Genomic DNA, 25,384 nt, shown 5'->3' with positions numbered 1-25,384 from the left:
GCCTTCCGTGCCGACGCGGATACCCGGCAGGGCGGCAAGTATGCAGGCAGAACACCGGTGATTGTTTTCAAGTAGTCCGTGACAGGTGATGGGCTCACTCAGGGCATAGCCAATGCGGCGGTGATGGTCTTGCCGTCGGGCTGTATGTCGACGGAGACGTGCGAGGCGAGTCGCTGCGTGATCATCCACCCGAAGCCGCCGGGCCGTCCGGGGTCGGGGCGTACGAGGTGAGGCGCCCTCGTGCTGCGGTCACTCACCTGCATCAGCAAGGATTCACCCTCGATCTGAGCGTGGAACTGGGTGAGGCCGCCGCCATGCAGGAGCGCGTTGGACGTCAACTCGCTGGCCACGAGCAGGGCATCCTCACGAAAACGCCTGGCCTGACTTGAGGGCAAAGACTGGCACGCTGGTTCCATGACGGCCCTGACCGCGGCGCGCGCGTCGTGACAGGCGATGTCCTGGATCTTGGGCGCCGCGGGAGCGGTCATGAAGACCTCAGCCCCTCTCTGCATCATTCTGCGAACTCGTCAATCGGCTGGTGCACCGTCGCGTTATCCCATCTGCCCGACCCGCCGCACGGCATTCCTCTCGTCCACCCAAAAGAAGCGTGCCGACCTTACCGAGTGCGAAGACGCCATCGGAGGCTCTGCCAAATACTGATCTGAGTTCCCGTGATCGCACTGGCCACGCTTCGGATGCTGTGGACCCGGGAAATTCGCTGCGGTGATGTTTGCGATATTGATCAGTGGCTACACGTGCCCACAGCGCAAGACGTCGTAGCCAAAGGAGCGTGATCGGACATGACTGCCAACGAGAAGGCCAAGGCGAAAACCGAGCAGGCCACCGGTGCCACCAAGGAGGCGGCGGGACGCGCTGTCGGCAACGAACGCCTGACCGTCGAGGGGCGCGCCGAGCGAAAGCAGGGCGACGCCCGACAGGCCAAGGAAAAGATCAAGGATGTCGGCAAGCACTAGCGGCCGAACGTCGCAGCGGTGGGGCGGACTTGCTCAGCAAGTCCGCCCCACCGCTGTTGGATGATCGGCCCTCGCTGTCTGCTGCGACATGAACGGGGAGTGCTGGTGCTGTCTGGAGCACTTGTGGGGTTGTCACCCGTTGTCGGCAGCAGTCCCGGGGTCAGAGGAAACGCCGGATGGGCACGACAGCTGCTTCTCTGGCGCGCTGGAAAGTCGAGCGGCGCTTCCAGCGTCCGGGTCTGATGAGCTCGCTGTGCTCAAGATCTTCGGTGAAATGCCTGTCTAGAGCAGCGGTGAACGTCTGGTCCAGGACGGCGAGCATGACCTCTTCGTAGTAGCGCTGGCCGGCCAGCCGGCAGACCCTCTTGTCGGTGTGCGGGCCAGGCAACAGGATCTCGACTGCGACCCCGCGGCGCGCGGCGGCGCACAGCAGCTTGCACTACGGCGTCCCCGTGCGGGGCGTGGTTGATGAACCGGTCGCGTCCATCGAAGAGTTCATCGTGACACTCGGCCCAGGTCTGGGCGAACGCGGCGGCCAGCCCGTCCACGGCGGGCCCACGTACCTGCACGTGGGTGTCGCGCCACTCGCCCGGATTGCGGGCATCGCCGCACCACTCCTCGGCGATACCGAACCCGCCGGTAAACCCGGTCTCCTCATCGATGACGAGGACCTTGCGGTGACAGCGGTGGTTCTGCTTCAAAGGTGAGAGATAGAGCGGTTTGCGAAACCAGGCCACCTGCACACCGGCCCGCTGCATCACCTCCAGCTGCTCCTTCTCGATGAGCCGGCTGCCAAAACCGTCCAGCATGAGGCGCACCCGCACCCCCTGGCGCGCCCGTTCGGCCAGTGCATCGGCGAACCGCTGGGCGACCTAGCCCTTCCAGTACACGAACGTCATCATGTCCACGGTGTGCCGGGCGGAGCGGATCCCCTCCAGCATCGCCCCGAAAATCTCGTCCCCGTTGCGCAGCGGGACCAGGGCGTTGCCTTCGGTCGCGGCGACCTCTATGAGTCTCTCCAGGCGACGTCTGGCACGCCGTGCCCGTTCATCAAGGTCGACGCTGACGTTCCCCTCTGCCCCCTCACCGGAGGGTGAAGGCTTGAGGGCTGCGGCCGTTTTGGTGGGCCCTGCGGGAGCACGTTGCGTGTGTGTCATGGGTGCACCTTCCTGGACGATGGGCACGAACAAAAGAAGCGGAGGGTTCGATCCAGGGATCGCACACCGGCCTGGGGGCGGCCAGGTATGGCAACTGGATCAGCAACAACACGCGGACGCAGGCAGGCCCAGCGTGCGGCGAACAGCACAGCAGTCTCGGGCGCGGCCCGAGCGGGCTTCGTGGCCCGTGGGGTCATCTACCTGCTCATCGGAGTGCTCTCACTCAGGATCGCCTTCTCGGACGGAGGCGGTGAACAGGCAGACCGGGGCGGTGCCATCGCCGAGATCGCTGAGAAGCCCTTTGGCGCCGTTCTGCTGTGGCTGCTGGGCATAGCGTTGGTGGGGATGGCCGTGTGGCGGCTGACCGAAGCGGCCTTCGGGCAAGCGGGGCCCGACGGCAAGAAGGCAAGCAAGAGGGCAATGGCCGCAGGCCGTTGCGTCTTCTACGGGTTCGTCGCCTACTCCGTGCTGTCGTATGCGGCGGGGGAGAAGGGCAGCGGCAGCGGGAGCTCCGACAAGGAGTCCCAGGACATCACGGCGAAGGTTCTGGACTGGCCTGGCGGGCAGTGGCTCGTCGGTATCGCCGGTGCGGTGGTGGCCGGCGCCGGCGTATGGATCACCGTCAGGACAGTCATGCGCAAGTTCAAGAAGCATCTGAAGATGTCCGAGATGGCACCGAAGGCCCGCACAGCGGTCATGTTCCTCGGGGTGTTCGGCGGCGCGTGCCGGGGCGCGGTCTTCGCCGTCGCGGGCGGCTTCGCCATCGCGGCAGCCCTTAAGCACAAGCCCGGCAAGGCCAAAGGCATGGACGACACCCTGCGCGCCTTCACCGACACCGCCGCCGGTCCCTGGCTGCTGGCCCTCATCGCACTCGGCTTCGCGGCCTTCGGTCTCTTCTCCTGGGCCAACGCGCGCTGGCGCAAGGTCTGAAGCCTTCACCTCTTGAGGCTCCACCCCGCTGACCTGAACCAGGCGAACCAGGAAAGCCGCCCTGCCGTGGGCTGCGCAAGCTCTGCACCGGTTGGTGTGGCCGTGGCCTCGGGCGTGCAGCCCGTAGTAGGCACCTACGTGTGGTTGTTGGGGCTGATGGGAAACTGGCGAGTATGGGTATCCGTCGTAGGAACAACGTCACCGTCACCGGTCGTGCGGAGGGGCCGGTGCTTGTGCTGGCGCACGGGTTCGGGTGTGACCAGAACATGTGGCGCCTGATCGTCCCCGCGCTTGCCCAGGACTACCGCGTGGTGCTCTTCGACTACGTGGGCTCGGGTGGGGCGGATGCTTCGGCCTGGGACGAGCGGCGCTACAGCTCGCTTGAGGGGTACGCGCTCGATGTGCTGGAGGTATGTGAGGAGCTGGACCTGCGGGATGCGACCTTCGTGGGCCATTCGGTCAGCGCGATGGTCGGAGTGCTCGCGGCTGCGCAGGCGCCACAGCGCATCTCCCGGCTGGTGATGGTCGCCCCCTCACCTCGCTACATCGACGACGCCGGCTACCGGGGCGGTTTCAGTGCCGAGGACATCGAGGAGCTGCTGGAGTCGCTGGAGTCGAACTATCTGGGCTGGTCGGCGGCGATGGCCCCGGCCATCATGGGCAACGCGGACCGTCCGGAACTCGGCCAGGAGCTGACCAACTCGTTTTGCGCGACTGACCCGGACATGGCGCGGGTGTTCGCTCGCACGACGTTCCTGTCCGACAGCCGGGACGACCTCAAGACGGTCGAGGTGCCGACGCTGATCCTGGACTGCACACAGGACGTGATCGCCCCCCCCCGCGAAGTCGGCGCCTACGTCCATGCCGTGATTCCCGGCAGCCGTCTGGTGACGCTGGAGGCGACGGGGCACTGCCCTCACCTGAGTGCCCCGCAGGCCACCGCTGAGGCGATCACCGAATTCCTCGGAGCGGCCTAGTGATGTGCCGCACCGACCAGACGTCCGAGCCGGGCGGGGAGCACGATGCGCACGCCACCGACGCGGTGTTCACCTCGCTGCTGGAGGACAGCGCCGAGGAGCTGTACGAGCAGGCCCCGTGCGGATACCTGTCGACGCTGATGGACGGCACCATCGCGAAGATCAACGCCACTCTGCTGCACTGGCTGGGTCTGGAAAGGGCGCAGGTGGTGGGCCGGATGCGGTTCACCGATCTGCTGACCGTGGGCGGCAAGCTCTACCACGAGACGCACTTCGCTCCTCTGCTGCAGATGAAGGGTGAGGTCAGCGGCATCGCCCTCGACATCAAAGCCGCCGCCGGCCGGATGCCGGCACTGGTCACCTCGAAGGTGAAGGAGAGCCAGGACGGTGAGCCGCTGCTGATCCGCACGGTCTTCGACGCACGAGACCGCCGCGCCTACGAAGCCGAACTGTTGCGCGGCCGCCAGGCAGCGGAAGAAGCACGCCGACAGGCCGAGGCCGATCGCGAACGGCTCCAGGAGGCCCTGGCCGTCCTTCAGTAGAGCCTGCTGCCCTCTGCACTGCCGGCAATACCGGGTCTGGAGGCCGCTTCCTACTACCACACGGCCTCCCCAGATCTGCTGGGCGGAGACTTCTACGACCTCTTCGCCCTGGGCACCGACCGGTGGGCGTTCTTCCTCGGCGACGTGTGCGGCAAGGGCCCCCAGGCCGCAGCCATCACCTCACTGACCCGCTACACCCTGCGCGCCGCCGCCCTGCACGACCCCGATCCGGCCACCATGCTGACCACCTTGAACAAGGTGCTCCACGAGCGGTATACCAGCGGCGACGCGCGCTACTGCACCGCCATATTCGGCACCCTGGAGCCCGGCGACGACCACGTCAGCGTGCACCTGGCCTCCGGCGGACACCCCTCGGCGCTGATCCAGCGCACCGACGGCACCGCCGATTACCTCCCCACCCCGGGAGGCATGCTCATCGGCGTCATGCCCCAAGCCGAGTTCGCCGCCACCTGCACCCGACTGTGGCCCGGAGACACCCTGCTCCTCTACACCGACGGCCTGACCGAAGCCCGCACCGGACCCGGCCGCGAACTGTATGGAGAGGAAGCCCTGCATGCCTTCACCACTGCCCAGCCCCCAGCGGGCCCGCAGGCCCTGATCACCGCCCTGACCGGGCTCCTCGCCGGCTTCGGCGACGGCCTGGACGACGACACCGCGCTGCTCGCCCTGGGAATGCCGGTCCCGCTTCCGTTCTCTGTTCCCGCCCCCGTGAGTGAAACCTGAGATGACCCCACTGACGATCACCTCCCGCGATGCCGCCACCGGTCCCGTACTGGAGATCACCGGTGACCTCGACTACACGACAGAACTCGAACTCCGCCAAGCCCTGCACAAGCTCACCCTGGACGCGGGACAGCTCTTGGTCCTGGACCTGTCCGGCCTGGAATTCTGCGACTCGAGCGGCATCAGCGTCTTCCTGGCGGCCCGGAACCTGGCCATCGAAGGAGGCACCGTAGCCGAGCGAGTCGGGCCGGGAGCCGCCGGGACGGGCCCGGGACAGCTCTCGGTGTCCGTCGGGCCGGTGCACGGCCATACGGCGCGGTTGGTGGCCAGCAGCCACGGACCGACGAACTGCGCATGGAGGCTGTCGTGTCCTCGAAGCTGCGTTTGCTGAGTCTGCTGCCCCGGCGGATGCGAGTGTGAGGGCCCAGGCGATGGCGGTGAGGGGGAGAAGGCCCAGGTGGTGCAGGCGGTCGGGTGTCGGCGTAATACCTCAAGCGCGGCCCCGAACGCATAGTTGCTGAGCGTCCGCGTCAGTCCCCTGACGCGAGCGCTTGCTCCTGCGGCGCACGGCGGCAGGTGAGCAGTACGCATCGGACTCACCGCGGACCTTGTCCGTGCTGAGTCCGGCGGTCAGCAACGGCCTACCCACTCGGCCGCCCCCGCGATCGGGAGGCGAGGCTGCGACAGGAAGGAGGAGCTACGACGGGGCCGCCGCGCCCGGGTGCGGGTCCTCGGTCTCCGGTTCTTGCGGCGGGTCGCTGAGCTGCTCGCGCAGATAGTTCCAGACCACCGCGATCAGGGCGGCTGCCGGTACCGCCAGCAGGCTGCCCACGACGCCGGCCAGGTTCGCGCCCAGTGTGACTGCCAGCAGGACCACCGCCGCGTGCAGACCCAGCCCGCGACTTTGGATGATCGGCTGGAACACGTTGCCCTCGAGTTGCTGCACCACGAGGATGATCGCCAGCACGATCAGCGCGTCTGTCAGGCCGTTGGACACCAACGCGATGAGCACCGCTACCAAACCGGCGAACAGGGCACCCACGATCGGCACGAATGCCGATACGAAGGTCAGCACCGCCAGCGGGAGCACGAGGGGCACACCCAGGATCCACAGGCCCAGACCGATGAAGACCGCGTCGAGCAGGCCGACGAAGGCCTGGGAACGGATGAAGGCGCCCAGAGTGTCCCAGCCCCGCGCTGCCACGATCGGGACGTCGTCGGCGAGCCTGCCGGGGAGCTGACGTGCGAGCCACGGAAGGAACCGCGGGCCGTCCTTGAGGAAGAAGAACATCAGGAAGAGCGACAGGAACGCGGTGACCACACCGTTCAACACGGTGCTCACTCCTGTGAAGAGAGTGGTGACCATGCTGCCGAGGCTGTCCTTGATCCGGGCGATCGCGGAGTCGACTCCGCCTGAGATCTGGGCGTCGTTGATGTTCAGGGGCGGCCCGGCGGCCCACTCGCGCAGTTTCTCGATGCCTTCGGCCACGCCGTCGGACAGTTCACCGGACTGGGACGCCACCGGCACTGCGATCAGCGCCACGATGCCCGCAACGAACAGAAGGAACAGAACGGTCACCACCGAGGCGGCCAGGGCGGGGGGCCACCCGCGCCGGCGTAGGAAGCGGGCCAGAGGCCAGGTCAGTGTGGTGAGCAAGAGGCCTACGATGAGTGGCCAGACGACCGACCACATCCGACCCAGAATCCACAGCGCTACCGCAGCGGCCACAAGAACCAGCAGCAACTCGACGGAGACCCGCGCAGATCTGCGGAGCGCGGCGGCGGTTTTCGTGGAACTCAGCGTGGCAGACATGGGGGACACCCTATTGATGCTTCAGTCATACTTCGGCACCGCGTTCGGCCGACACTGGTCCGGCAAGCTTTCTGCTGCTCGACCGGACGACCAGTACCCGGAGCAGGCTGCCCTGCTCGCGGCTCGGTCGAGGAGATGTGCGGCTGTGGTTGGGGGCGTGGCATCCCCTACGCAGCCCTGCTCCGAGGCCCGTTGGCTGTTGGGCAGGCGCGGTTGCTGGGCGGCTTCAGGGACGGGGGCGTTGGGCGCCGCCGATCGCCGGGCAGAGGATCCAGCATCGCCCGCGTAGTGCCGCGTCAGCGACGGGCATTGGCCCCGTGCTGTGTTCGCACGCGTCGGCGATGTCGTCGATGAGCCTGAGTATCTCCTCCGGCGCGGCGCCAGCGAGGCCACCTTCGGATGCCCTGACAACGGCCGCGGGACCGGGCGGAGTTCGATTGTGCCGGTGCGGATGCTGTCCTGGTGGAGGCGGGCAACCATGCGGTGGCCGGTCCAGGTTCGTCTCGGGTCTCGTCCGGAGCCGGTCAGCGGCCCTGCTCTGAGGTGAGCTGTATGAAGGAGGCCCGGCACCCCGCTCGCCGATGTCGTGAACGTGTCGGGCCGAGGCGCCCAACTCGTGCCCGCGATACCGGTCAGCGAGGTGGCGGCCGTCTTCGTATGTGTGGGTCTGCGGCGGAGCCGACGCACATGGGCGGCCATCGGGTCCGGTGAAACGGCCGCGCCGGACCCGAGCGCACGAACCACTGGCGCTCGCGGCAACCGAGCCGGCCAGCCAATGCCGCCCCTCCACGCCGCCGCGATCCACCCAGTGCACCTCCGCTGCCCGTCCAGAGGACACCTGCGTAACGAGACGCAGGTGCGCGAGCCTCTCAAGATGTCGCCTCGTCCGCGCAGCCGCCGGACGATTGTGGAGTCAGGTCGCCTTTGCACGCAGCCGCACTCCACAAGCGCCACTGGAACCGGCTCGCCCCGTGATACCCCCGTCCTTGACGGGGGTATCTGCCTGGGCTCCGGACGTCACAGGTCTGCCGAGACCACCGTGCGTGGAGCGCTGTGCCCTTCGGGCGGGGCCACGGTCACCGTCGCGTCCGTCGCCTCGCGCGTCACCTGGTAAGTGGCGGCAGGGCGGCCGGCGTGGTCGGGGACGGTGACCGTCACCTCTTGTGCGTCGGGGGTGACGAGCAGGGTGAGGCCATCGAGCCAGTCCCCGTCGGGTCGCTGTGTGTCGGAGCCCAGCGGGAGGACCGCTCCTGGGCGGACGTACAGGGGCAGGCTGTCGAAGCCGTGCCTTTCGCGGCGCCAGACCGGGCCCTGTACGTGTTCGCCGGTCAGGAGGTGGGTCCAGGTGCCCTCGGGCAGGTAGTACTCGACGTCGCCGTCGGCCGAGAAGACGGGGGCGACGAGCAGGTCGGGGCCGAGCATGTACTGCCGGTCCAGGCCGCGGGCGGTGGGGTTCTCGGGGAACTCGAGGAGCATGGGCCGCATCAGCGGCATGCCGGTGTGGTGCGCTTCGGCCGTGGCGCCGTACAGATAGGGCATGAGTCGGTGCTTGAGCCGTGTGAACTTCCGTGTCACGTCTACGGCTTCGTCACCGAACTCCCACGGCACCCGGTAGGAGCTGGAGCCGTGCAGTCGGCTGTGGGAAGAGAGCAGGCCGAAGGCGAGCCAGCGTTTGAAGACCGCCGGGTCCGGGGTGCCTTCGAAGCCGCCGATGTCGTGGCTCCAGAAGCCGAAGCCCGACAGCGACAGCGACAGACCGCCGCGCAGCGACTCTGCCATCGCACCGAACGACGACCAGCAGTCGCCGCCCCAGTGCACCGGGTACTGCTGGCCGCCGGCCGTCGCCGAACGCGCGAACAGGACGGCTTCGCCCGTGCCGCGTTCCTTTTCCAGGAGCTCGAAGACGGTGCGGTTGTACAGGTGTGTGTAGTAGTTGTGCATGCGCTCCGGGTCGGAGCCGTCGTGCCACACCACGTCGGTGGGGATGCGCTCACCGAAGTCGGTCTTGAAGCAGTCGACGCCCTGGTCGAGCAGCACCTTCAGCTTCGCCTGGAACCAGGCGCAGGCCTCGGGGTTCGTGAAGTCGACGAGCGCCATGCCCGCCTGCCACAGGTCCCATTGCCAGATGTCACCGTTCGCCCGCTTCACCAGATGTCCCGCGGCGGCGGCCTCGTCGAACAGGGCGGACTTCTGTGCGATGTACGGGTTGATCCATACGGAGAGCTTCAGCCCCCGTCCCTTGAGCCGGGCCAGCATGCCCTGGGGGTCGGGGAAGACATCCGGGTCCCACTCGAAGTCCGACCACTGGTACTCGCGCATCCAGAAGCAGTCGAAGTGGAAGACGCTCAGCGGGATGTCCCGCTGAGCCATGCCGTCGACGAACGACGTCACCGTCTCTTCGTCGTACTGCGTGGTGAAGGACGTGGTGAGCCACAGTCCGAACGACCACGCCGGCGGCAGCGCCGGGCGGCCGGTGAGCGCGGTGTAGCGGCGCAGGACGTCTTTCGGTGTCGGGCCCGCGACGATGTAGTACTCCAGCGTCTGGTCCTCGACGCTGAACTGCATCTGGCCGACCGCCTCCGAGCCGATCTCGTAGCTCACCTTGCCGGGGTGATTGACGAACACGCCGTACGCCCCGGCGGGGGAGACGTGCAGGCTGAAGGGGATGTTTTTGTAGGCCTGTTCGCTGCTCGTGCCGCCGTCGGCCTGCCACATGTCCACGACCTGGCCGTTCTTGATGAACGGCGTGAAGCGCTCACCCAGGCCGTAGACCTGTTCGCCGACGCCGAGCGCCAACTGCCCGGCCATGTGGTGCGCGCCGTCGCTGGTGGTGAAGAAGGCCGTGCCCTTGCGGCCCGCCGATGTCACCTCCCGGCAGTCCGCGTCACGGAACGACAGCGCCCAGGGCGAGGCTTGGTCCAGGCGTGCGGTCAGGGGGCCGCTGGTCAGCTCGATCATGTCGCCGTCGCGGCGCACCTGGCCGGCCCCGGTGTCGGCGCCCGGCAGTGCGAAGTCCGGGCCGGGGTGGAGCTTGCCCGCCAGGTGTGTGGTGCGGACGCCGATGATGCCCTCGGCGGGGGAGAAGCAGTCGACGGTCAGCAGAGGGGAGTTGAGGGTGTCGCCGCGGCGCTCGACGCGCTTGGTCGCTGCGTGGGCGGTGAAGCGGTCGGCGTCGGCTCGGACGCTGCGGACCTCGGTCGCGTACGAGGCCTGAACCCCGTCGCGCATGAGCCAGAAGCCGTCGGTGAACTTCATGATCTTCCTCAGGGTGGTGCGGGGTGGCAGTTCGGGTCGCAGGAGCCGTCGGACTTCCCTTGCCGGTGACGACGTCGGGCGGTGGCGTGGAGCGCCTCAACTGGCTTGCGATCTTGAGGGGGAAGTAGCTGCGCGGGCCATTTGATCGTACAGAAAACAAAACGGCAAGGGTCCTTCTTCGGTGTGGATGCGGAAGCGCTTCGATTCCTGGCAGCGCCAGGTAGCCAAGGTTTTGCAGGGCTTGAAGTTGACTCCGGGGTCTAGCGTCGAAGCGCTTCGTCGCGTATTAGTCATGTCAGAAAACAAACTCGCAGCAAAGGGCCGCACCATGTCCGACTGCTTCACCCCCACCCCCGAAGACACCTTCACGTTCGGTCTGTGGACCGTCGGTTGGCGGGGCAACGACCCCTTCGGCAACGCCACCCGCCCCGCCCTTGACCCTGTCGACGCCGTACACCGGCTCGCCGAACTGGGTGCGTGCGGCGTGACGTTCCACGACGATTTCAAGCCGGCGCGCACCGACGGTGTCGAGGGCGTGGGGGACTCCGCGAAGAACCGCATGCGCAACTCCCTGATTCTCAAGGAGCGTTCGGCCGGGTTCCGGACCGATCCCCAGGCGCGACAGGCGCTGCGCGACTCCCGACTCGACCAGCTCGCACGGCCCACCGCCGCCGAGGGCCTGGCCGAGCTCCTGGGCGACAAGGGCGCGTACGAGGACCACGACGTGAACGCCGCCGCCCAGCGCTCCATGGCCTTCGAGCGCCTCGACCAGCTCGCCATGGAGCACCTGCTCGGCGCGCGCTGATCCCGCACCCCGCGATCGAGCCCGTACGGCCGTGGCCGGAGCCGTACCGGGATCTGCGAACACCCCCGGCGGGACACGGGCGTCCCGCCGGGCCAGCCACCCCTCCCAGGCAAGGGCAACCACCGTGACAGCAGCACACATACCGGAGCGCGCGCGTGGCAGGCGTCGCCGCGCCGGTCGGCGGGCGACGGTCCCGCTCACCGTTGTCTCCGCGCTCGTGGCCACCGCGGCGCTCGCCGGCTGCGGCCAGCAACGCGACGACGACGTCTACACCGTCCTCAACTCGTCGACCGACGACTCGTATCACGGCTGGGACGCCGCCACCCTGTCCCGCTGCAGCAAGCGGCTCGGCATCACCATCGAGCAGCAGAGCGTGCCGGCCGCACAGGTCATGACGAAGTCACTGCGCATGGCGTCGTCGAAGTCCCTGCCGGACGTCATCCAGTTCGACGCCTCCGAGATGCCCACGTTCGCCGAGGCCGGCGGCCTGATCGACCTGCGCACGCTGGGCCTGTCCACCCAGGACATACCGCGGGGCATCGTCGACTTCGGCTCCTACAAGGGCACGTACTACGGGGCCGCGCGCACGGTGAACACCCTCGCCCTGTTCTACAACAAGGACACCTTGAAGAAGGCGGGTCTCGAAGTGCCCACCACCTGGGCCGAGATGCGGCAGAGCGCCAAGAAGCTCACCAAGGGCAAGCAGTACGGCATCGCCCTGAGCGCGGGCGGCGCGGAGGACGGCGTCTTCCAGTTCACGCCGTTCATGTGGTCCAACGGCGGCGACGAGTCGCACCTCGCGAGCAAGCAGGTCGCCCAGGCGCTCGACTACTGGAAGAGCCTCATCAAGGACGGCTCACTGTCCAAGTCGACCGTCAACTGGACCCAGGCCGACGTCAACGACCAGTTCATGGCAGGCAACGCCGCAATGATGATCAACGGTCCGTGGCAGGTCGAGACCCTCAACACCAAGAAGAACCTGGACTGGGGCATCGCCCGGATCCCCGTGCCGAAGGCGGGCGATGACTCCGTCGGCCCGCTCGGCGGCGCCGTGCTGACCGTGCCCAAGACCGGTGACACCGCGCGCGAGAAGACCGCCGCGAAGATCATCGACTGCATGGCAGGCGAGAAGGAGCAGATCACCTACGCGCGCAACAGCTGGATGGTCCCGGCCAACGAGAAGGCTGCCGCCGTCTGGCGCAAGGAAGTGCCCGAACTCGACGCCCTCGCCGACCAAGTGGCCACCGCGCGCTCGCGCACGGCCAAGGTCGGCGCGCGCTGGTCGTCGGTGTCGCTCGCCCTGCAGAGCGCCTTCCAGTCCGCCCTCACCGGGCAGTCCAGCGAGGCCGCGCTCCAGCGCGCCCAGCAGCGCGCCACGAGCGGGAAGTGACGTGACGAACATGTCGACCACCACAGCCTCCGCGACCGCACCCGCCGCCGATCACCCGACGACCACCGTCAAGAAGCCCGACCCGGCACGCGCCCGGCGCCGCCGCAGGCTCTCCCAGTGGGGCTTCATCGCGCCCGCGGTCCTCTTCATGGTGCTCTTCTTCGGCTACCCGCTCGTACGCAACGTCCTGATGAGCTTCCAGGATTACTCGCCCTCCACCTTCTTCGACGGCAAGGCCCCGTTCAACGGCACCGACAACTGGAGCAAGGTCTTCCAGGACGACCTGTTCGGCAAGGCGCTGTGGCACACCGTCGTCTTCACCATCGGGTCCCTGATCGGCCAGTTCGGCATCGGCCTCGCGCTCGCCGTCTTCTTCACCAAGAGATTCCCGCTGAACGGCGTGCTGCGCTCGCTGATCCTGCTGCCCTGGCTCGTCCCGATGGTCGTCTCCGGCATCGTGTGGCGCCGCATCCTGGACCAGGACACCGGCGTCCTCAACTCCTTCCTCGACACCTTCGGCCTGGGCGGCGCGACCCCTTGGCTGACCAGCCCCGGCATGGCCCTGTTCTCCGTCATCCTGGTGAACATCTGGATCGGCATCCCCTTCAACATGGTGATCCTCTACGGAGGCCTCCAAGAGGTCCCCAAGGAGCTGTACGAGGCCGCGTCCCTGGACGGCGCGTCCGCCTGGCGCACGTTCCGGTCGATCACACTGCCGCTGCTGAAGCCGGTCATCACCGTGGTGCTGGTTCTCGGCTTCATGTCGACGGTCAAGATCCTCGACCTGATCCTCGCCCTGACCGACGGCGGCCCCGCCGACTCCACCCAGACCCTGGGCACCCTCACGTACCAGAACTCCTTCGTGCAGCTGGACTTCGGCGCGGGCGCCGTCGTCGGCAACGTCCTGATTCTGATCTCCGCCGTCTTCGCGGTGTTCTACCTGCGGGCCAACCGCTCCGAGGGGAAGTGACCGCCATGGCGACCACCACCGTCACCCAGACACCCACGGCTCAGCGGCCTGCCACCAGGGCGAAGCGCCGCTGGGGCGCCACCGTCGTCGGCGTACTCATCCTGGGCGTGATGCTCTTCCCGCTCTACTGGATGCTCAACACGGCCCTGCAGCCCGAAGCTGGCCTCCTGGAGGTCTCGCCCATCCCGCACGGGGTGGACATGTCCGGGTTCACCTCCGCGATCCGCGAGCAGGGCGGCCACCTGCTGACCTCGCTCGCCGTCGCCTTCGGCGCCGTCACCATCTGCCTCGCGATCGCCGCTCCCGCCGCCTACGGGCTCGCCCAGTTCCGCCTCCGCGGCACCCGCACCATCGTCTTCGGCACGCTCATCACCCAGATGGTGCCGGGCATCGTCATCGCCAACGCGCTCTACAGTGCGTACGTCGATCTCGGCCTGGTCAACTCCTACTTCGGCCTCATGCTCGCCGACGCCTCGCTCGGCATCCCCTTCGCCATCGTTTTGATGCGCTCCTTCATGGTGGCCATCCCCAGGGAGGTCATCGAGGCCGCAGAGGTCGACGGCGCGGGCCGACTGCGCACCTTCGTGCAGGTGGTGCTCCCGATGAGCCGCAACTCCCTGATCACCGCGGGCCTGTTCTCCTTCCTGTACGCGTGGAGCGACTTCATGTTCGCGCTCACGCTCAACACCACCGACGACGTCAAGCCGGTCACCCTCGGCATCTACCAGTACATCGGCGCGCACGTCGGCGACTGGGGCTCCGTCATGGCCGCATCCGTCCTGTCCGCGATCCCGGCAGCGGTGCTGCTCGTCCTCGCCCAGAAGTACATCGCCGCCGGCATCACCGGCGGGTCCGTCAAGTAAGCCACGTAAGCCAAGTAAGGCCATCCATGAGTGACTTGCCCGTCTTTCCCTCCGGCTTCGTCTTCGGCGCGGCCACCGCCTCGTACCAGATCGAGGGCGCCGCGCAGGAGGACGGCCGCGGCCCCTCCATCTGGGACACCTACTGCCACACCCCGGGGCGCGTCGATGGCGGCGACACCGGCGACGTGGCCTGCGACCACTACCACCGCTACCCCGAGGACGTGGCCCTGCTGCGCGGCCTGGGGGTCGACTCCTACCGTTTCTCCATCGCCTGGCCCCGTATCCAGCCCACCGGATCCGGTCCCGCCAACGCCAAGGGCCTGGACTTCTACTCGCGGCTCGTCGACGAACTCCTCGAAGCCGGCATCGAACCGGCCGCCACCCTCTACCACTGGGACCTGCCGCAGGCCCTGGAAGACCAGGGCGGCTGGCGCGTGCGTGAGACCGCCGAACGCTTCGGCGAGTACGCGCACATCGTCGCCGAGCACCTCGCCGACCGCGTACCCCGCTGGATCACCCTCAACGAGCCGTGGTGCAGCGCCTTCCTCGGCTACTCCGTCGGCCGTCACGCCCCTGGCGCCCAGGAGGGCACCGGCGCCCTGGCCTCCGCACACCACCTGCTCGTCGGCCACGGCCTGGCGATGAAGGCGCTGCGCGCGACCGGCGTCCGGGAAGCCGGCATCACCCTCAACCTCGATCGCAACGTGCCCGCGAACGACACGCCCGCCGACCGCGCGGCCACCGTACGCGCCGACACCCAGCACAACCTGGTGTGGACGGAGCCGATCCTCGCGGGCCGCTATCCCGCGACCGAGCAGGACACCTGGGGAGAGCTGATCACCCGCCAGGACTTCCGCCGCGATGGGGACCTCGATCTGATCGCCCAGCCGCTGGACTTTCTCGGCGTCAACTACTACCGGCCGATCGTGGTCGCCGACGCCCCCTACCGCGAGCCCGACCCCGCCCATCGCGTCGCCACGGACAACCGCTATCAGGAGACGGCCTACCCGGACGTGCGGCGCACGGCCATGAACTGGCCCGTGGTGCCCGAGTCCTTCACCGACCTGCTGACCGCGCTGAAGGGCACCTACGGCGAGGCCCTGCCGCCGATCCACATCACCGAGAACGGCTCGGCCGAGTACGATGTCGTGGACCAGGACGGTGGCGTCCACGACACGGACCGCGTCGCCTATCTGCACAGCCACCTGACGGCCCTGTGCGCCGCCATGGAAGCGGGCGTCGACGTATGCGGCTACTACGTGTGGTCGCTGCTCGACAACTTCGAGTGGGCACTGGGCTACGCCAAGCGGTTCGGGATCGTACGCGTCGACTACGACACCCAGCAGCGCACCCCGAAGGACAGCTACCACTGGTACCGGCAGTTGATCGCGGCACACCGGGGCTGACACCCTCCCGGAGCGCGCGGCTGACCGGCACCGCCAGGCCCCCACCCCACCCCGGGCCGAGATGTCAGTCCGCCACGCGCTCCACGTACGCCGCCGGATCCGCAAGGACCTCGCGCACCACGCGCGCGGCCGCGCCCCGCGCCGCATCACCGGACAAGGAGGAGGCCCGCAGCCGCTTGCTGCCCGGCGTCCACAGACCCGACACCACACGGGCGGTCAGCTCCTCGTCGGCGGCGGGGGCCAGCCACGGCATGAGGTCGCGGAAGACACCGCCCAGAATCACCGCGTCCGGGTCGATCAGATTCACCGCGCCCGACAGCACCCGGCCCAGCCGGCGCCCGGCCGCGTCGATCGCGTTCCGGGCCTGCGGCTCGCCCTCGCGCGCCCGGCGCTCCAGCTCCGCGAGCCCGGTCAGGCCCGCGCTCTCGTCGAGACCCGCCGTCCTCAACAGCGCTGCCTGTCCCGCGTACTGCTCCAGACAGCCCCGCGCACCGCAGCGGCACTCGGGACCGTCCGGCTCCACCACCACGTGCCCGATCTCACCAGCGAACCCGTGGGCGCCGCGGAGGAGTTGACCGTTCAGCACCAGGGCGCCGCCGATACCGATCTCGCCGGTCAGGTAGATGAAGCTGGTCACGCGGTCGTCGCTGTCGCCGAACCACAGCTCGGCCATGGCAGCCAGGTTCGCCTCGTTGTCGGCGCTGACCGGCAGCGCGCGGTGCGTGGGATGCAGCGCCGTCAACGCCTGCGCGAACAGCCCCTCCACGGCCACCCGGTTCCAGCCCAGGTTCGGCGCCTGCCGCACCGAACCACCGGAGACCAGGGCGGGCAGGGCCAGTTCGGCACCGACGGGGCGAAGCCTCTGCTCCGTGGCGGACTCGATGGCCCGCGACGCGAGCCGCGCCGCCCGGGCCAGGACCGTGGCGGGCGGGGCGCCCCGGTTGTCGGTGCGCTCCACCAGGCGTACGCGCTCGGTGCCGGCGAGGTCGATGACGCACACCGTCACGTAGTCGATGTTGATCTCGACCCCGAGCCCGGCGGGCCCGGTCCGCGCCACCTGCAGCGCCGTACCCGGCCGCCCCGCCTGTCCGCTGAACGTCTTGCCCCACTCGGTGAGGAACCCCTCGGTGAGGAGCTGATCCACGAGCGAGGACACCGCGGCCCGGGTCAGCCCCACCCGCGCGGCAACCCCGGCGCGCGTCGCCTCACCCGCGTCATGGACCGTACGCAACACCAGGCTCAGATTGTGCCGCCGTACGGTCGCCTTGTCGGCCTTGGACGGCGCGGCGGACGGATCGTTGCTGTTCATCGTGGGTCCGACCCTATGCGAAGGGCCGCGACGACCTGCATGGCTGTGGCTGTGCCTCGGGGGTTCCCGAGGCGACACTCCTGCCAGCCGCTACAAGCAGCGAACAGCACCGGGGCCCAGCCGCCCCGGAAGGGCAACTGCCCGCCCGAGGGCGGCGGTGCAGGTGACTGGAGATCATCCACCCTCTGTGTGCTGTGCGTCTTCGGTGGCGGCCCAGGCCGAAAGCAGCCGCAGGGCGTCGCGGTCGCGGGTGTTCGGCTCGGCGCTGTATGCGGTGAGGGTCAGCCCGGGCTGGGCGGGCAGTGCCATGGCGTCGAAGTCCAGGGTGAGCTCACCGACCTCGGGGTGGCGGAAGGGCTTGCGGCCGGTGTGGTGCAGACGCACGTTGTGCTTGGCCCAGACGAGGCGGAAGGCGTCGCTGCGGGTGACCAGCTCACCGATCAGGTTGGTGAGGTCGGAGTCGTGCGGGGCGCGTCCGACTTCGGTGCGCAGCAACGAGACCGTGGTGTTGAGGGCCGCGTCCCAGTCGGGGAAGAAGTCCTGCCCGGCAGGGTCCAGGACCTGGAAGCGGGCGATGTTGACCGGCTGTGGTGCCGCGTCGGTGAACAGCGGGGCATACAGGGCGCGGCCTAGCCGGTTGATGGCCAGGATGTCCAGGCGCCCGTTGCGCACGAAGGCCGGGCTGTCGGTCATGGAGTCCAGGACCCGCTGGATGCTGGCCGGTACGGGAGTACGTGACCTCCTGGCGCGGCGGGCGGGCCTGCTGCGCTGCGCAGCAGCCAGGTCGAAGAGGTGGGCACGTTCGGCCTCGTCGAGCTGGAGCGCGTTGCAGAGGGCGTCGAGGACCTCCTCGGAGGCGCCGGCGAGGTGGCCGCGCTCGAGGCGGACGTAGTAGTCGATGCTGACACCGGCGAGCAGGGCGACTTCCTCGCGACGCAGTCCCGGCACGCGGCGGTTGCTGCCGAAGGCGGGCAGTCCGGCCTGCTGCGGGGTGATCTTGGCGCGGCGGCTGGCGAGGAATTCGCGGATGTCGTGGGCGGTGTCCATACCGTCAGGCTAGGGCTGACAGGTCTGACCTGGGGGGTTCTGCCAGTACCTGCAACAACAGTGCCTTCCGTGCGCTGGTGACCTGCGGTTTCGTCGATATCGGTAGGACTGCGCGTTTGCGGAACCGCTCAACCGCCGCCCTCTGGGGCTGCCGGTGGGGCAGCTTCCGCAGACAGTGGTCCTACCGGAAGGCACTCGACCTATTCCAGGGAGTCATCACATGGCGAAGCAGTCCGCGCCCAAGGAGCTGGCGCCGATCGCGCCGAAGCTGGTCCAGATCACCGACGACGTGCTCTTCGGAGACGTGTGGGAGCGTAGCGAGCTCTCCCCACGGGACCGGAGCCTGGTGACGGTGAGCGTGCTGGCCGCTCTGTACCGCAGCGAGCAGTTGCCCTACCACCTGGGCAAGGCCCTGGAGAACGGGCTGGCCGTGGAGGAGTTGTCCGAGGCCATCACCCACCTGGCGTTCTACGCGGGCTGGCCCAACGCGATGACCGCGATCAACCAGCTGAAGAAGATCGCCGACGAAATTGCGGCCTGACGCCGCCGCACGCATCACCGGGCCGGGCGAAGCCGTCCTCGCCCCCGGACGAGACGCCCTAGGAGCCAGCCCGGTTGGCCTCCGCACTGGTCCGCTTCACGCCCGGTGCCCGCATGAACTGGCATTCGCACGCCAACGGTCAGGTCCTCTACATCACCGACGGTGCCGGCCTGGTCGGTACCCGCGACAGCCGGTTCGCGGCCCCCACCGGCGATTTCACGGTCACCATCAACTCCGCCAGCTGAAACGCTCACCCAGTCCGGCCTCCCCGACACGCTCGGCCGGCCGTACTGTCAGCACCCCAACGACGAAGGAGACGCACTCCATGCACACACGCACACTCGGTCAGGGCCTCGAGGTCTCGGCGCTCGGCCTGGGATGCATGGGCATGTCGCAGAGCTATGGCCCCAATCCCGGCAGCCGTCAGGACATGATCCAGGTCCTGCGCTCCGCAGCCGACTCGGGTATCACCTTCTTCGACACCGCCGAGGTCTACGGCCCCTACGTCAACGAAGAGCTTGTCGGTGAGGCCCTCGCACCCGTACGGGACCAGGTGGTTTTGGCGACGAAGTTCGGCTGGCGCATCGAGAACGGCGCCTCCGCCGGACTCGACAGCCGCCCCGAGCAGATCAGGCGCGTCGCCGACGCCTCCCTGCGCCGCCTGCGCAGCGACACCATCGACCTCTTCTACCAACACCGCGTCGACCCCGAGGTGCCCATCGAAGAAGTGGCCGGTGCGGTAGGGGAACTGGTCCAAGCCGGCAAGGTCCGCCACTTCGGGCTCTCCGAGGCATCCGCCGTCACGATCCGCCGGGCCCACGCGGTCCACCCGGTGACCGCCGTGCAGAGCGAATACTCCCTGTGGACCCGCGACCCCGAGCCCGAGGTCCTGCCGGCCCTGGCCGAACTTGGCATCGGCTTCGTCCCGTTCAGCCCGCTCGGCAAAGGCTTCCTGACCGGCACGGTCGATGCAACGACACCCTTCGCCAAGGACGACATCCGCACCTCGATCCCGCGCTTCACCCAGGAAAACCGGGCGGCCAACCAGACCCTGGTCGACCACGTCGCCACCCTCGCCAAGAACAAGAACGCCACCTCCGGACAGATCGCCCTGGCCTGGCTCCTGGCCCAGAACCCGTGGATCGTCCCGATTCCCGGCACCCGCCGGATTCAGCGCCTGGAGGAGAACGCCGGGGCGAGCCAGGTCGCCTTGTCGGCGGATGAGATCGCCGACCTGGACGGCGTAGCGACCCGCCTGCGCATCCACGGCGACCGCTACAACGCCTTGCACATGGGCTTCGTCGGCCGCTGAACCGGAACTCGCCGGCACGTCGTCACCGAACCGACGCGGCCGACCGGGCTCGCCGGCGAACAAGGGCGATGCGCAGAGCGGGGCCGCGGGCGGGCAGAACCCTCGCCTGCCGCTGCATTCGATGCGCCGAGACCGCCGGGGAGAGGGCAGCGTGCGCCGTGCCAACGCCCCGACGCACAAGTGTGTCCTTGGCCGACCGACGGGCTCAGGCGTTGCGTACTGTCTTGCTCACCTGGTCGAGCAGCATCCGCAGCTGCGTGCTCTGGTCCGCTCCCAGGCCCCCGGTGATGTGACGCTCTATGTCGGCGATCACCTGGTCGGCGGCGCGCAGCGCTTCGCGTCCGACGTCGGTGAGGTGCAGCTCCTGCACGTGGCGGTGTCGCGGATGCTCGCGCCTCTCCAACTGCCCGCGGCCTTCCAGGCGCGCCACCAGCGAGGCGATGGCCTGGGGGGTCACGTTGAGGCGGCGGGCCAACTCGGCGCCGGCCAGGCCTGGTTCGCTGTGCACCGACATCAGCAGGGTGTAGTGCGCGGCGGCCATGCCCAGCGGGCGCAGCCGCTGTTCCTTGAGTGTCTGCACCGCCAGTTCCGCGCGGCGCAAGGCCCAGGTCACCCGGTCAAGTGCGCCGAGCCCGACAGGCTCCTCGTCATCGCGTATCACTCGCCAAGGATACGACACTTCATAAGCATCAAGCGTTTGACGGCCAGCTAACACTTGAGGCACGCTCAGGGTATGACTCGTACTACCGCGCTCATCACTGGCGCTTCCTCCGGCATCGGTGCCGAATACGCCCGTCTCCTGGCGGACGACCACGACCTCGTCCTGGTGGCGCGCCGCGCGGACCGGCTCGGCGACCTCGCCGGGCAGCTCCGCGCCCGGGGCGCAGCCGTGGAGGTGCTGCCCGCCGATCTCGGCACCCACGAGGGCATCACCGCTGTCGCCGGTCGCCTCGCCGCGGGGGACGTGCGCCTGCTGGTCAGCAACGCCGGCGCCGGCGGCTACGCCCCGCTCGTCGATGTCGACGCCGCCGACATCGACCGCCTGCTCACCCTCAACGCCGTGGCCCCCGTTCAGCTGGTCCGCGCCGCGCTTCCCGGAATGCTCGCCGCCGGAGAAGGCTCGATCATCACGGTGGCCTCTCTGCTGGCCTTCAGCGGGGGCCTCAATGATCCCCGCGCACCACGACGCACTCTCTACGCGGCGGCGAAGGCCGCCACCGTCGCCTTCACCCGGACCCTCGCAGGTGAGCTCGCCGAGACGCCCATCCGTACACAGCTGCTGTTGCCCGGTGTCGTGGCCACGGAGTGGAACGAAGGCGCCGGCCGTGACATCCCCTGGGCGATGACCCCGCAGGACGTCGCATCGGCCAGCCTGGGCGGCCTGCGCCTGGGGGAGACCGTGTGCACACCTGGTCTGGAGGACCAGGACGCAGCTCTTGACGCCCTGCTGGCCGCGGAGTCCGCTCTGCTCACCGGCGGCAACAAGCCCACCCCCGCAACTCGCTACCGCGGCGCGCAGGCGTAGCAGCGGGCGCATCCTCGGCGCTGCCCGCGACCCGGCCGTGGGGGGGCCTTCCAACGGCCGCGCCACGTCCGCCCGCCGAGGGCGCTTCCCGATCCGCGGCCACACTTGTTCGCCAAGCATCTGGTGCGGCACACGCTCCCCATGACCGCGACCACGCAGTTCTTCACGTCGGCCCTGCGCCGACTGCCGCCCCGTGTGTGCGGGAGGTTCGGCAACGACGCGCGTCTCTACGGATCGGGGAAGAAGCGCGCGAGCCCCTGCCGATTCGAGAAGAAGGAGTCACGATCGGTACATGACGACGAGAGATGAAACGGGCGGAGTCGGCTCGCATGGCCCGCTGCCGCCGCTTCCGGAGGACTGGCAGCGATGTCTGGCCGTGGCGGCGCATCCGGACGACATCGAGTACGGTGCGGCCTCGGCCGTCGCACGCTGGACTGCTCAGGGCAAGCAGGTGACGTATCTGCTTGCCACCCGCGGTGAAGCGGGCATCGACGGTCTGCACCCCACCGAGGCCGGACCGCTGCGCGAGGCCGAGGAGCGGGCCGGGGCCCGCGAGGTCGGTGTGGACACGGTGGAGTTCCTCGACCATCGCGACGGCGTGGTGGAGTACGGCTACGCACTGCGCCGCGACATCGTGCGTGCGATGCGCCGGTACCGGCCTGAGGTGGTGGTGACGGGCGCGTTCACCGTGCGGATGATCGCCGGTGTCACCAACCAGGCCGATCACCGCGTGGTAGGCCTCGCGGCCCTGGATGCCGCGAGGGATGCGGGCAACCGCTGGATCTTCCCGGAGTTGGCCGACGAAGGCCTCGAGCCCTGGGGTGGCGTCCGCCTCGTGTGCATGGCCGGCCCCGAGCACCCCACCCACGCCGTGGATGTCACTGGAGAACCCTTGGAACGCGGCATCGCCTCGCTGTCCGCCCACGTGGAGTACACCAGGGGGCTGGGGGAGCAAAGCTTCGAACCCCGTCCATTCCTGACCTGGGCGGCGCGGATGGGCGGCCCCGCGCTCGGGGTCGAGGCGGCGGTCCTCTTCGACGTACACCATCTGGCGTTCGAGGGGAAGCCGCCCTGGGACGAGTAGGCTCCACGCCCGCAGCCCGCGCCGGCCGCCGGGGGACAGGAAGGTGGCCAGCCGGGCGGCGAACTGTGCGAAGACGGACGGCGTCGCGACCTCCGACGACCGACCGCGAAGGGCGTCGTCGTGGGCGTGCGGGTGAGGCCGTCGTGTCGGCACTCGTTGCGTGGAGACACGCACAGCGGGTGCCCCCGCTCGACTGGAGTTCCCCCTTGAATACCCCTGCCCCCTCCGGCTCCGTTCCGCAGGACGTCGTCCAGTCCTTCCTCGAGGCCTTCTGGGTCGGCGACTTCGATACCGCCGCGAGCCTGGTCGCCGAGGAGGCCGTTTGGCACGTCGACGGCGACCCCGGGGTCCCGCCCACAGGGCTGCGTCACGGCCGGCACCGTGTGAGGCAGTGGACGGACGTCTTTCCTGGCGCGTTCGAACCGCGCGGCGGCTCCGTCCTCACCACGGTGGCGCAGGGCGAGGACGTGATCGTGTGCGGCCGCTTCCACTTCCTGATACGGCCGACCGGCAAGGTGATCCAGGGCGATTACGTGATGCGGTTCACGGTCCGTGACGGGCACATCGCCCGCTACCAGATGTTCGAAGACTCCCTCGCTCTCGCCAACGCCTTCGACGTCGCCTCGCAGCCTTGCCGGCCCTACGCGCAGCGCATCCGGGTGAACGACACCATCTACGGCTACGACGACACTGGCGACGGTCCGACCGTCATGTTCCTGCACGGCCTGTTCGGCGACCGAACCATGTTCCAACACCAGGTCGAGGCGCTCCATCCGCAGCACCGGTGCGTCGTGCTGGACATGCCGGGGCACGGCGCCTCGGCCGTCACCGCGCAGCGCTGGACCCTCAAGGACATCGCCGATGACCTTGCCCTGCTGATCGAGCAGAAGAACTGGGGTCCGCTGGCGCTCGTGGGCCACTCCCAAGGCGGCATGGTCGCCATGCTGCTGGCCGCGCGTCGCCCTGACCTGGTGAACAACGTGGCCCTGCTCAACACCGGTGCACGTCCCGTGAAGCGCAGCAGACCATGATGCGCGAGGTGCAGGGCAGCGTGACGAGCGCTCAATGGCGCAGCAACAGCCCCGAACCCGCAGCGGCCGAACTCCGCGTGATGACCAGTCAGGATCCTCTGGCCATGCGCCGCGCCCTGGACGCAGCCGTGCTGGAACGCTCCGACATGCGGCACCTGCTGCCCGGGATCCAGGCCCGCACCCTGGTCCTGGCCGGTGCGGACGACCGCGCCGTGCCACCTGTGCTGTCAGAGGAGATCGCCACCCTGGTCGAAGACGCACACCTCACCGTGCTTTCGACTGTCGCCCACCACGCTCCGGTCGAAGCACCCGAAGAGTCGCCCGTTGCCTCCAACAGTTCCTTGCCGAAGAGACCGCAGAGTAAGTGACCTGACCACAGGCTCCTGGGTTACAGACCGCGAAGTGCAGCTACGCCCGAGGGGCCTGAGGTTATGTGCTGAGCTCCAGGCGCAGCGCAGCCGGACACCGGCCGCCCCGGATCCCGTGCCGTACGGTCTGACGTCGCGGTCGCCCACCGTCCGCAACGGATCCCACCGAGCCCGGCGCTGCCGCCGGTAGGCCGAGAGATCCGAACCCATACCGGGAATCAGGCAGCGACGAGCTCCTGCTCGCGGTCCGGCGTTTCGACCTTGGGCTTCTTGTTCGGCAGCGAGAGCCGGAAGACCTTGTGCCACGCGGAGAACACCTGCTTGGGCAGCGGTCCGGTGACGTACTCCAGCTCGTACTTCTCGAACAGCGCGCGCACCTTCACCGCGACCTCGGCGTACCGGTTGCTCGGCAGGTCCGGGAACAGGTGGTGCTCGATCTGGTGCGACAGGTTGCCGGTCATGAAGTGCATGGCCTTGCTGCCGCTGATGTTCGCCGAGCCCATCATCTGGCGCAGGTACCACTGTCCGCGCGTCTCGCCCTTGATCGACCGGCGCTCGAAGACCTGTACGCCCTCGGGGAAGTGCCCGCACATGATCACCGAGTGGGTCCAGAGGTTGCGGACCAGGTTCGCGGTGAACGTGGCGCCGAGCGTGGGCAGGAACGACGGGCCCGAAAGCAGCGGGTGGATCACGTAGTCCTTGAGCACCTGCTTGCGGATCTTGCGGCCCACGGCCTTGGCCCGCGCGCGGAACTCCGGGCTCTTGCGGCGGCGCTTGTTCAGGTTCTTGCCGAGCTCCAGGTCGTACGCCGCGATGCCGTACTCGAAGAAGCAGGCGTTGATGAAGTTCCACAGCGGCTGGCCGAGGTGGAACGGGTGCCACTTCTGGTCCTCGTCGACGCGCATGATGCCGTAGCCGAGGTCGTTGTCCTTGCCGATCACGTTGGTGTACGTGTGGTGCAGCTCGTTGTGCGAGTGCTTCCACTGCTCGGACGGCGAGACGTGATCCCACTCCCAGGTGGTGGAGTGGATCTTCGGGTCCCGCATCCAGTCCCACTGGCCGTGCAGGATGTTGTGGCCGATCTCCATGTTGTCCATGATCTTCGCCACGGACAGGCCGGCGGTGCCGATCAGCCACGCGGGCGGGAAGATCGAGAACAGCAGCACACCGCGGCTGACCAGCTCGAGCTTGCGCTGCGCCGAGATGACCTTGCGGATGTAGGCGGCGTCCTTCTCGCCACGGTCGGCGATCACCTCGTCGCGGATCGCGTCCAGCTCGCGGCCCAGCTCCTCGATCTGCTCCGAGGTCAGGTGGGCGGTGGGGTCGATGGCGGTCAAGGTG

General features: G+C 68.6%; 23 protein-coding genes and 4 pseudogenes. 19 read left to right on the top strand and 8 right to left on the bottom strand.

Going from position 1 to position 25,384, the window contains the following annotated elements; translation table 11 throughout:
• Positions 1-98: 98 nt before the first annotated feature.
• The gene (locus M4V62_RS00425) at positions 99-488 is read right to left on the bottom strand and encodes an ATP-binding protein (protein WP_249585164.1); all 390 of its coding nucleotides are present in this window, start codon (positions 486-488) and stop codon (positions 99-101) included.
• 312 nt (positions 489-800) lie between these two features.
• On the opposite strand from M4V62_RS00425, the gene M4V62_RS00420 reads away from it, so the two are divergent.
• Positions 801-974, top strand: coding sequence for a CsbD family protein (locus M4V62_RS00420; RefSeq protein WP_249585163.1), 174 nt, complete (start codon positions 801-803; stop codon positions 972-974).
• Between the two features lie 160 nt (positions 975-1,134).
• On the opposite strand, the pseudogene M4V62_RS00415 reads toward M4V62_RS00420, so the two are convergent.
• A pseudogene (locus M4V62_RS00415) lies at positions 1,135-2,131 on the bottom strand (phospholipase D-like domain-containing protein).
• Positions 2,132-2,218: 87 nt separating this feature from the next.
• Here M4V62_RS00415 and M4V62_RS00410 point away from each other — a divergent pair.
• The 4 genes and pseudogenes from M4V62_RS00410 to M4V62_RS00395 all read left to right on the top strand — a co-directional run bounded on the left by M4V62_RS00410 (position 2,219) and on the right by M4V62_RS00395 (position 5,715).
• Positions 2,219-3,061 carry a DUF1206 domain-containing protein gene (locus M4V62_RS00410; RefSeq protein ID WP_249585162.1) on the top strand — a complete coding sequence of 281 codons (843 nt, stop codon included), beginning with the start codon at positions 2,219-2,221 and terminating at the stop codon, positions 3,059-3,061.
• A gap of 173 nt (positions 3,062-3,234) precedes the next feature.
• Positions 3,235-4,038 carry an alpha/beta fold hydrolase gene (locus M4V62_RS00405; protein ID WP_249585161.1) on the top strand — a complete coding sequence of 268 codons (804 nt, stop codon included), beginning with the start codon at positions 3,235-3,237 and terminating at the stop codon, positions 4,036-4,038.
• A 2-nt stretch (positions 4,039-4,040) separates the two neighbouring features.
• Positions 4,041-5,324, top strand: a pseudogene (locus M4V62_RS00400) (PP2C family protein-serine/threonine phosphatase).
• A 1-nt stretch (position 5,325) separates the two neighbouring features.
• A complete protein-coding gene (locus M4V62_RS00395; RefSeq protein WP_249585160.1) occupies positions 5,326-5,715 on the top strand; it encodes an STAS domain-containing protein in 390 nt (129 codons plus the stop codon).
• Positions 5,716-6,021: 306 nt separating this feature from the next.
• On the opposite strand, the gene M4V62_RS00390 is transcribed toward M4V62_RS00395, so the two are convergent.
• On the bottom strand, positions 6,022-7,137 hold the full coding sequence (locus M4V62_RS00390) for an AI-2E family transporter (protein ID WP_249585159.1): 1,116 nt from the start codon (positions 7,135-7,137) through the stop codon (positions 6,022-6,024).
• 1,017 nt (positions 7,138-8,154) lie between these two features.
• A complete protein-coding gene (gene yicI, locus M4V62_RS00385) occupies positions 8,155-10,392 on the bottom strand; it encodes an alpha-xylosidase (protein WP_249585158.1) in 2,238 nt (745 codons plus the stop codon).
• 328 nt (positions 10,393-10,720) lie between these two features.
• On the opposite strand from yicI, the pseudogene M4V62_RS43795 reads away from it, so the two are divergent.
• The 6 genes and pseudogenes from M4V62_RS43795 to M4V62_RS00360 all read left to right on the top strand — a co-directional run.
• Positions 10,721-10,894: pseudogene (locus M4V62_RS43795) on the top strand (xylose isomerase); the annotation flags it as partial.
• A pseudogene (locus M4V62_RS00380) lies at positions 10,886-11,197 on the top strand (xylose isomerase); the annotation flags it as partial. The pseudogenes M4V62_RS43795 and M4V62_RS00380, both read left to right, overlap by 9 nt.
• 124 nt (positions 11,198-11,321) lie before the next feature.
• Positions 11,322-12,587 carry an ABC transporter substrate-binding protein gene (locus M4V62_RS00375; RefSeq protein WP_425575247.1) on the top strand — a complete coding sequence of 422 codons (1,266 nt, stop codon included), beginning with the start codon at positions 11,322-11,324 and terminating at the stop codon, positions 12,585-12,587.
• Between the two features lie 10 nt (positions 12,588-12,597).
• A complete protein-coding gene (locus M4V62_RS00370) occupies positions 12,598-13,557 on the top strand; it encodes a carbohydrate ABC transporter permease (RefSeq protein WP_249585157.1) in 960 nt (319 codons plus the stop codon).
• A gap of 5 nt (positions 13,558-13,562) precedes the next feature.
• Positions 13,563-14,420, top strand: a complete 858-nt coding sequence (locus tag M4V62_RS00365; RefSeq protein ID WP_249585156.1) for a carbohydrate ABC transporter permease — start codon at positions 13,563-13,565, stop codon at positions 14,418-14,420.
• A gap of 26 nt (positions 14,421-14,446) precedes the next feature.
• Positions 14,447-15,826, top strand: a complete 1,380-nt coding sequence (locus M4V62_RS00360) for a GH1 family beta-glucosidase (protein ID WP_249585155.1) — start codon at positions 14,447-14,449, stop codon at positions 15,824-15,826.
• 64 nt (positions 15,827-15,890) lie between these two features.
• Here the strand turns inward: M4V62_RS00360 and M4V62_RS00355 are convergent, their stop codons facing one another.
• The gene (locus M4V62_RS00355; RefSeq protein ID WP_249585154.1) at positions 15,891-17,135 is read right to left on the bottom strand and encodes an ROK family transcriptional regulator; all 1,245 of its coding nucleotides are present in this window, start codon (positions 17,133-17,135) and stop codon (positions 15,891-15,893) included.
• Positions 17,136-17,309: 174 nt separating this feature from the next.
• On the bottom strand, positions 17,310-18,182 hold the full coding sequence (locus tag M4V62_RS00350; RefSeq protein WP_249585153.1) for a helix-turn-helix transcriptional regulator: 873 nt from the start codon (positions 18,180-18,182) through the stop codon (positions 17,310-17,312).
• 220 nt (positions 18,183-18,402) lie between these two features.
• Between M4V62_RS00350 and M4V62_RS00345 the strand changes: the two genes are divergently transcribed.
• The 3 genes from M4V62_RS00345 to M4V62_RS00335 all read left to right on the top strand — a co-directional run bounded on the left by M4V62_RS00345 (position 18,403) and on the right by M4V62_RS00335 (position 20,035).
• Positions 18,403-18,723, top strand: coding sequence for a carboxymuconolactone decarboxylase family protein (locus M4V62_RS00345; protein WP_249585152.1), 321 nt, complete (start codon positions 18,403-18,405; stop codon positions 18,721-18,723).
• Between the two features lie 74 nt (positions 18,724-18,797).
• On the top strand, positions 18,798-18,968 hold the full coding sequence (locus M4V62_RS00340; protein WP_425575246.1) for an AraC family ligand binding domain-containing protein: 171 nt from the start codon (positions 18,798-18,800) through the stop codon (positions 18,966-18,968).
• 80 nt (positions 18,969-19,048) lie between these two features.
• Positions 19,049-20,035 carry an aldo/keto reductase gene (locus M4V62_RS00335; RefSeq protein WP_249585151.1) on the top strand — a complete coding sequence of 329 codons (987 nt, stop codon included), beginning with the start codon at positions 19,049-19,051 and terminating at the stop codon, positions 20,033-20,035.
• A 205-nt stretch (positions 20,036-20,240) separates the two neighbouring features.
• On the opposite strand, the gene M4V62_RS00330 is transcribed toward M4V62_RS00335, so the two are convergent.
• Complete coding sequence (locus M4V62_RS00330; RefSeq protein ID WP_249585150.1) at positions 20,241-20,696, bottom strand: MarR family winged helix-turn-helix transcriptional regulator; 456 nt, start codon at positions 20,694-20,696, stop codon at positions 20,241-20,243.
• A gap of 72 nt (positions 20,697-20,768) precedes the next feature.
• Here M4V62_RS00330 and M4V62_RS00325 point away from each other — a divergent pair, with 72 nt between their 5' ends.
• The 5 genes from M4V62_RS00325 (at position 20,769) to M4V62_RS00305 (ending at position 24,043) form a co-directional block, all read left to right on the top strand.
• A complete protein-coding gene (locus M4V62_RS00325) occupies positions 20,769-21,560 on the top strand; it encodes an SDR family NAD(P)-dependent oxidoreductase (protein WP_249585149.1) in 792 nt (263 codons plus the stop codon).
• Between the two features lie 141 nt (positions 21,561-21,701).
• The gene (locus tag M4V62_RS00320; protein WP_249585148.1) at positions 21,702-21,869 is read left to right on the top strand and encodes a hypothetical protein; all 168 of its coding nucleotides are present in this window, start codon (positions 21,702-21,704) and stop codon (positions 21,867-21,869) included.
• A complete protein-coding gene (locus M4V62_RS00315) occupies positions 21,853-22,644 on the top strand; it encodes a PIG-L deacetylase family protein (protein ID WP_249585147.1) in 792 nt (263 codons plus the stop codon). The genes M4V62_RS00320 and M4V62_RS00315 overlap by 17 nt, the downstream gene beginning before the upstream one ends.
• A gap of 206 nt (positions 22,645-22,850) precedes the next feature.
• Positions 22,851-23,675, top strand: coding sequence for an alpha/beta fold hydrolase (locus tag M4V62_RS00310; RefSeq protein ID WP_249585146.1), 825 nt, complete (start codon positions 22,851-22,853; stop codon positions 23,673-23,675).
• On the top strand, positions 23,672-24,043 hold the full coding sequence (locus M4V62_RS00305; RefSeq protein ID WP_249585145.1) for an alpha/beta fold hydrolase: 372 nt from the start codon (positions 23,672-23,674) through the stop codon (positions 24,041-24,043). The genes M4V62_RS00310 and M4V62_RS00305 overlap by 4 nt, the downstream gene beginning before the upstream one ends.
• A 218-nt stretch (positions 24,044-24,261) precedes the next feature.
• On the opposite strand, the gene M4V62_RS00300 is transcribed toward M4V62_RS00305, so the two are convergent.
• The gene (locus tag M4V62_RS00300) at positions 24,262-25,380 is read right to left on the bottom strand and encodes a fatty acid desaturase family protein (protein WP_249585144.1); all 1,119 of its coding nucleotides are present in this window, start codon (positions 25,378-25,380) and stop codon (positions 24,262-24,264) included.
• Positions 25,381-25,384 lie beyond the last annotated feature (4 nt).

The sequence above is a fragment of the Streptomyces durmitorensis genome (genome assembly GCF_023498005.1).
GTDB lineage: Bacteria > Actinomycetota > Actinomycetes > Streptomycetales > Streptomycetaceae > Streptomyces > Streptomyces durmitorensis.
Note: the sequence above shows the minus strand (reverse complement) of the source record. Positions and strands in the feature narration are given on the sequence as shown.